The 6,873-nt window shown below is 60.4% G+C and carries 6 protein-coding genes; 2 read left to right on the top strand and 4 right to left on the bottom strand.

Features of this window, described 5'->3' with window-relative positions; genetic code table 11:
* Positions 1 to 1,465 (bottom strand): DUF6531 domain-containing protein (locus tag AACY19_RS03245; RefSeq protein ID WP_339447854.1); only part of this gene is annotated, 1,465 nt, incomplete at its 3' end.
* Positions 1,466 to 1,711: 246 nt separating this feature from the next.
* Between AACY19_RS03245 and AACY19_RS03240 the strand changes: the two genes are divergently transcribed.
* Positions 1,712 to 2,407, top strand: coding sequence for an HAD-IA family hydrolase (locus AACY19_RS03240; protein ID WP_339447888.1), 696 nt, complete (start codon positions 1,712 to 1,714; stop codon positions 2,405 to 2,407).
* Positions 2,408 to 2,481: 74 nt separating this feature from the next.
* Here AACY19_RS03240 and AACY19_RS03235 read toward each other — a convergent pair whose 3' ends face one another.
* A complete protein-coding gene (locus AACY19_RS03235) occupies positions 2,482 to 3,228 on the bottom strand; it encodes a 3-oxoacyl-ACP reductase family protein (protein WP_339447852.1) in 747 nt (248 codons plus the stop codon).
* A gap of 126 nt (positions 3,229 to 3,354) precedes the next feature.
* Here AACY19_RS03235 and AACY19_RS03230 point away from each other — a divergent pair, with 126 nt between their 5' ends.
* Positions 3,355 to 4,281, top strand: coding sequence for a LysR family transcriptional regulator (locus AACY19_RS03230; protein WP_339447850.1), 927 nt, complete (start codon positions 3,355 to 3,357; stop codon positions 4,279 to 4,281).
* Positions 4,282 to 4,411: 130 nt separating this feature from the next.
* Here the strand turns inward: AACY19_RS03230 and AACY19_RS03225 are convergent, their stop codons facing one another.
* Both AACY19_RS03225 and AACY19_RS03220 read right to left on the bottom strand, forming a co-directional pair.
* Positions 4,412 to 5,140 (bottom strand): aspartate/glutamate racemase family protein, encoded by a 729-nt coding sequence (locus tag AACY19_RS03225; RefSeq protein WP_064116940.1) that lies wholly within the window; start codon positions 5,138 to 5,140, stop codon positions 4,412 to 4,414.
* Between the two features lie 55 nt (positions 5,141 to 5,195).
* Complete coding sequence (locus AACY19_RS03220) at positions 5,196 to 6,734, bottom strand: NCS1 family nucleobase:cation symporter-1 (RefSeq protein ID WP_339447846.1); 1,539 nt, start codon at positions 6,732 to 6,734, stop codon at positions 5,196 to 5,198.
* Positions 6,735 to 6,873: the final 139 nt, after the last annotated feature.

Below are 6,873 nucleotides of genomic sequence, written 5' to 3'. Positions count from 1 at the left end.
GCCCGACGTCGATTTCAGCGGCACTGGTGCGATACAAGCGGGTGAACTCGAACGGCAACACGCCATCGAGCACAGCATCGTTGAGGGTCAGCAGTTCTTCGCCGGTGACCATCGACACCGGGCAGCCATTGGTGCAGGTGAGCGTTACGCAGTCGGCGCTGTCGCCGTTGGGGTTTTTCGCCTGATCCGGTGCGTCGTCATGCGGCTCATGCCGTTCCATCCGGCTTGAACCGCCATACTTGTCCCGTGCAAGAGGCGCCGGATTCGGCACCGTCAGCACCTGCGAATCGGCCTGGCGGATATTCAGCGGTATCGACGGTGTCGGTTTCAACTCGACTTCACGGGCGTGAAGCGCCAGTGGCTTCAGGGCGCTCGCGTGTTTGCTCAGTTCAGTTGCCGACGTCAACTCCGCCAGACGCAGCGTCGACGCCGCCAACCACTCCCGCGCCCGTGGCGACTTGATCTTCGCCAGCACCTTGCTGCTCAAGCGCAGCGGCACGCCGACGCCACCCGAGACGCGCATCAGCAGAAAACTGATCAGCAGTTCGACCCGAACCTCGGCCACCACTTCAGCCAGATATTGCGGCGGCAGCATCTTCAGCCAGTGGGCGAACGCGGCCAGATGAATGAACATCAACGGCTCATCGCTGAGCATCAGCAAACCGTTGGCGATGGCCTCGCTGGAGGCTTGCAGCAGCGCTTCGAGTTCGACTTCGCTCAGGTACGCCAAAATTTTTTCGCTGTTGGCCTGCAAGTCGGCGAGCAGGGCGAATAGCTGCTTGATGTCGTCCCAGACGCCATTCAGGGCTTTCTCGAAACCGCGCCAGTCGGCTTGTTGCAACTGACCGTAACGGTCAAGAAACCCGGCGCTGGAAAACTCCGTCCACTGCGGCTGAAATGCCGTCCACTCAGCGCGAAGCCAGCCCTCCAGACCATCGATGATGCCCTGATAGGAGGCGTACAGCTTCTTCACATGGTCGGTGGAAACATCGGGAAAAAAGGTGATGCGATAACGCTGGCCCCGGTCGCACTCGGTCACTTCCAGAATGCCGCTCGGGCCGATGGTGTAGTGCTTCGGTTCGCCGAAGGTCAGCACTCCCCCGACATCGGCAAGCACCGGTTCGAGCGTCACCGGCGTGTCGCCGATCGGCACGAACCGCGCGGCCTCGAACATGTGCACCAGCGTCAACGTCCCACTGGCCGGGCACATGACCACCGATGAACTGATCGGTTGGCGCGACTTGATCGGCGCGCTGAGGCGCACGTCGTTACCGACGGTGAAGACCTGTTCGACATCCAGCGCCGTCCCGGTCCAGAACTGCTCGGCCCAGGCGTCGTAGTTGTTCAGGCACAGGCGAAACTCGTGGATCAGGTTGTCAAAATCCGGTTCATCGGGATTCAACGCGGCAACCACCAGCAGGCCGATGCTGTTGTTCAGGGCCAGAAGCCGATCGGTTCGGAGCATTCGCAGTCTCTCGCGCACGTGAAGGAAGAGCGCGGACTTTGCGGGGGTTCAAACAGGAAAGAAGTCGGGAGAGTAGGTAATGCCTGTAGGACGTTTCTTTAAATATTCGCGAGTAGTTCATCGCCTCGACCGACATTGCCCGTTGCTCTAGGTCTGTCGCGCTCGTTATGCTGCTGAACCCTTTAATCAGATCCGAGCAGCGGCGCCACGGTGTCGCCTGGGATGTCTTTGTTAACGGATCCGCTGATGAATGCACCGCTGAAGGCGTTCGGCCCGATCAAGGCCGTGATTTTCGATATGGACGGGTTGCTGCTGGACACCGAAGGTATTTACACCGAGGTTACGTCCATTATTGCCGGGCGTTACGGGCGAACCTTCGACTGGAGCGTCAAGCAGAACATCATTGGTCGCGGGGCCAACGATCTGGCTAACTACGTCGTGCAGGCGCTGGATCTGCCGATTACTGCCGAAGAGTTTCTGGTGATTCGCGAGCCGCTGATGCGCGAGCGTTTCCCCACCGCGCAGGCGATGCCCGGGGCGGAGGAGCTGATTCGCCACCTCAAGGCGCACAACATCCCGATTGCTGTCGGCACCAGTTCGTCGCGCCAGTCGTTCGGGCAGAAAACCACGTTGCACCGTGACTGGTTCGCTCTGTTCGATTTCATCGTCACAGCGGACGATCCGGAAGTCGGCGCGGCGAAACCGGCGCCGGATATTTTCCTCACGGCTGCCCGGCGTCTGGGCGTCGCACCTGAGGATTGCCTGGTGTTCGAGGATTCACCGTTTGGCGTGACCGCTGCGAAAGCTGCGGGCATGACTGCCATTGCGATTCCGGACGCCGCCATGGCCGATGAAAAATACGCTCACGCCGACGGGATTCTTCGGACGCTGAAAGCGTTCACCCCGAGCGCCTGTGGTTTGCCGGCGCTGGAATGGACGTAGACATCTGACGCAAAAAAACGCCGCCCCTCTGTAAAAAGAGGGGCGGCGTTTTTCGTTCAGACAATCCGGAAAAATCAGGCGCCGAAACCACCGTCGATGGTCAGGCTGGCACCGGTGATATAACCGGCTTCCGGGCCGACGAGGTAGGCGACGAAGCTGGCAATCTCTTCGGCGCTGCCGTAGCGACCCACGGCCATCAGCGGGATCAGGCTTTCGGCGAAGTCACCGTGGGCCGGGTTCATGTCGGTGTCGACCGGGCCGGGTTGCACGTTGTTGATGGTGATGCCGCGTGGGCCAAGATCGCGGGCCAGGCCTTTGGTCAGGCCGACCAGCGCTGATTTGCTCATGGCATATACGCCGCCACCGGCGAAGGGCATGCGGTCAGCGTTGGTGCTGCCGATGTTGATGATGCGCGAGCCTTCGCCCATGTGTCTGGCGGCTTCCTGGGAAGCGATGAACACGCTGCGCACGTTGATCGCCAGGGTCTGGTCGAAGTCTTCCAGTTTGAAATCTTCCAGGGGTGCCACGGCGAGTACGCCGGCGTTGTTGACCAGAATGTCGAGTCGGCCAAAGGCTTCGACGGTAGCGTTGACGGCGTGGCGGATGGCGGCGGCATCGGCGCTGTCAGCCTTGATCGCCAGGGCTTTGCCGCCGTTGGCGGTTATGCTGTTCTGCAATTCTTCTGCTTTGGTGGTGGAGCTGACGTAAGTGAAGGCTACTGCCGCGCCTTCAGCGGCCAGACGTTTGACGATGGCAGCGCCGATACCACGGGAACCGCCTTGAATCAGAGCGACTTTGCCGCCGAGGTGTTGAGTGGTCATGTTCGATCTCCAGACTATTCAAGGCGAAATGCCTTGGTGTTGGTGCCGAGTATCGGCGTGGTATCGACAACTGTGTAGACCATGATTGCTATAGTCTGTGTAAACCAGAAGTTTATAGTGGCGATCATGGAAACTTTCAGCGGCATCGAATGCTTCGTGCGCAGTGCCGAGGTCGGCAGCTTTGCCGAAGCTGCAAGGCGCTTGAGTCTGACCCCGGCGGCAGTCGGCAAGAGTGTCGCCAAGCTTGAGGGGCGGCTCGGTGTGCGGCTGTTCCAGCGTAGTACACGCAACCTGACGCTGACCGAGGCCGGACAGCTTTTCCTGAGTCAGGTCAGTGGCAGTTTGACGACGATTCAGAATGCCGTGGCCAACCTGTCCAGCGTCGAGGGACTTCCGGCGGGCACACTGAAAGTCAGCATGGGCGCTGCATTTGGTTGTCTGCACATCGTGCCAATGCTGGGCGAGTTTCTGCGGCGATATCCGGCGATCAATCCGGACTGGCATTTCGATAATCGACAGGTCGATCTCATCGGGCAGGGGTTCGACGCGGCGGTCGGTGGCGGTTTCGAATTGCCGCAGGGGGTGATCGCGCGCAAGTTGAGCCCGGCGCACCGGATTCTGGTGGCGTCTGCCGAGTATTTACGGGGCAATCCCGAGATCATCGCGCCGGAGGAGCTTAACGATCACGACGGTATTTTGATTCGCTCGCCGCAAACCGGGCGTGTGCGCTCCTGGCAATTGGTCGGGCGCAATCCGCAGAATTGTCGGCCGTTGATGCTCAAGGCGCGGATGACCATGAGCGATTCCGAAGCGGCGTGCCGGACGGCGGCGCAGGGGTTGGGGATTGCGCTGGTGAGCATGCCGTTCGCGGTGGGATATCTGGAGGCGGGGACGTTGCAGCGGGTGTTGCCGGACTGGTTTGTGGATGACGGCAATATTTCGATCTATTACGCCGAACACAAATTGTTGCCGGGCAAGACGCGGGCATTTGTGGACTTTGTTATCGAGCAGTTCGCGCAGAAGGGCCTGGCGCGGCGGTTTAGTGCTATCTGAGCAAGGCTTGGAATCGGGTTGCTGCATTCGCGAGCAAGCCCGCTCCCACAGGGTTGAGTTGTGAACGACACAAAAACCTGTGGGAGCGGGCTTGCTCGCGAATGAGTCGATTCGGTTCAGGACGGTGAACTCAGCGAGCAAACCGCCCCGGCCAGCCAATGATGTTCTTCGGCCGTGGCGTCGCGTAAGTTCGCACTTTGGACGTCGACAAGCGCAGCCGCACCAGCGATTCAGCAATCGTCACCGCCGCCGTCACGCCGTCCACCACCGGCACGCCGGTACGTCGACGGATTTGTTCATCCAGCCCGGCCATGCCGCCGCAACCCAGGCAGATCACTTCTGCCTTGTCCTGAGTCACCGCCAGTTCCGCCTGCTGCACAATCGCTTCCAGCGCCCGCTGGGGCTCATGCTCCAGCTCCAGCACCGCCAAACCACTGGCCCGTACCGACGCGCAACGATCCCATAGCCCGGACAGCTTCAGCCGATCCTCGATCAGCGGCACGGTGCGATCCAGCGTGGTCACCACCGAATACGCGTGGCCGAGGAACATCGCCGTGCTCGCCGCCGCATCAGTGATATCCACCACCGGCACGTTGAGCAACTCCTGCAAACCTTCGCGGCCGTGTTCGCCGTAACCGGCCTGAATAACTGCATCGAACGGCTGATCGTAGGACATCACCCGATCCATGACAGCGATGGCGGCCAGATAGCTTTCGAAGTTGCCTTCAATCGAGTCTGCACCGAAGTACGGGGTCAAGCCGACGATTTCAGTACCGGGTGACGCGACAGCCTGCGCTGAGCGGGCGATGGCATCGGTGATGGATTCGGTGGTGTTGACGTTGACCACGAGAATACGCATGGGGAAATCCTTATAGCGGGCAGTTCTGCGGCCCGAAGTCCGGGCCGCGAGGGAATTAATGACAGACGTTGTCGACCGCGATGGCTTCGCCGCTGACGTCGGCGTAGTGCGGCTGGCGTTTGGCGATGATCAGGTAAAGCATTCCGGCGATGCCGGCGCCGATCAGCCAGGAGAACGGCGAGACACTGTGGAAGCCGGGAACCAGCGCGAGGACGATGGCAATCAGCGCTGCAGGAATAAACGCCGCGACGGCGCGGAAATTGATCCCGCGGCTGTAGTAATAAGCGCCGTTGGGATCTTCGCTATAGAGTTGCGGGACGTTGATCCGGCCTTTGCGGATCAGCCAGTAGTCGACCATGATCACGCCGTACAACGGGCCGAGCAGGGCGCCGAGACCGGACAGGAAGTACACGATCACCAACGGGCTGTTGTAGAGATTCCACGGCAGGATCAACACGGCGATGGTGGCGCTGATCAGTCCGGCGCGGCGGAAGGTCAGGTACTTCGGCGCCAGGTTGCTGAGGACGAAGGCCGGAGCGACGAAGTTGGCCATGATGTTCACTGCGACGGTGACGATCAGGAATGCCAGGCAACCGAGCACGAGGAAGAAAGTGTTGGGGATCGAGGCGATGATCTCGGTCGGGCTTTCGATGATCCGGCCATTGATTTGAAATTGTGCGCCGCAGAGCAAGACAGTGATCGCGGCGAACACCAGAATATTCACCGGCAAACCCCAGAAGTTTCCTACCTTGATGGTTTTGCGGCAGGGCGAAGAGCGGGCGAAATCGCAGAAGTTGAGGATCAACGTGCCGTAGATCGCCAGCCACAGTGCGCCGCCGGCAAAGATATTGCGCCACATTTCGCCACCGCTCAGTGGTTCGCGGATCGACCAGGCGATGGTGGCGTTGGCCTGAAAGTACATCCATGCGGCAAGCGCGGCGACCGTCAGCAAAATCACCGGCCCGGCGAACGCTTCGTAGCGGCGTACCATTTCCATGCCGTAGGCGAGAATCGCCAGTTGCACCAGCCAGATCGCCACGAAGCACACCCAACCCAGCGTCGACAGACCCAGAGTCGAGTTGTGGTCATACTCGGCAAAGCCCGGATGCACCGCCGTGAGCAACACGCGGAAGACCACCGACGCCAGATACGTCTGAATGCCGAACCAGGCGATGGCGATAACCGCCCGGATCAATGCAGGAATTTGCGCCCCATGAATGCCGAAACTGATCCGGCTGATCACCGGAAACGGCACACCGGTTTTTTGCCCCATGTAACCGGACAGGTTCATGAAGAAGTACACCAGCGCCGCGCCGATCCCCAGCGACAGCAGAATCTGCCAGCCACCCAGGCCCAAGGCGTAGAGGCCGATGGCGAACGAGTAGTTGGCGATGTTGTGCACGTCGTTCGTCCACAGGGCAAAGATGCTGTATTTGCCCCAGCGTCGACCTTCGGCCTTGGTCGGCGCGAGATCGCTGTTGTGCAGACGCGGGCTGAGTTGTAACGGCTCGGTCAGACCGTCATGGGGTAACGGTTGGTCGAGGGCAGAGGCGGGCAGATTCAGCGCGATGTTATTGGAGAGACTTGTACGCATTCCGGCAGGCTCCTGATGTTCAGCGCCGCGATGACTGTGCATGAGCCGCCAGGCTCGACAAATCTTCGTCGCGGCAGTGAAAACATCACTGGTTACGGGGCATCTGCAGCCTGTACGGGATAGGGCGCTTCAGGCTTGC

The organism is Pseudomonas sp. EA_5y_Pfl2_R50, assembly GCF_963970475.1.
GTDB lineage: Bacteria > Pseudomonadota > Gammaproteobacteria > Pseudomonadales > Pseudomonadaceae > Aquipseudomonas.
The sequence above is the reverse complement of the archived record's forward strand: the minus strand, read 5'-3'. Positions and strand labels throughout refer to the sequence as shown.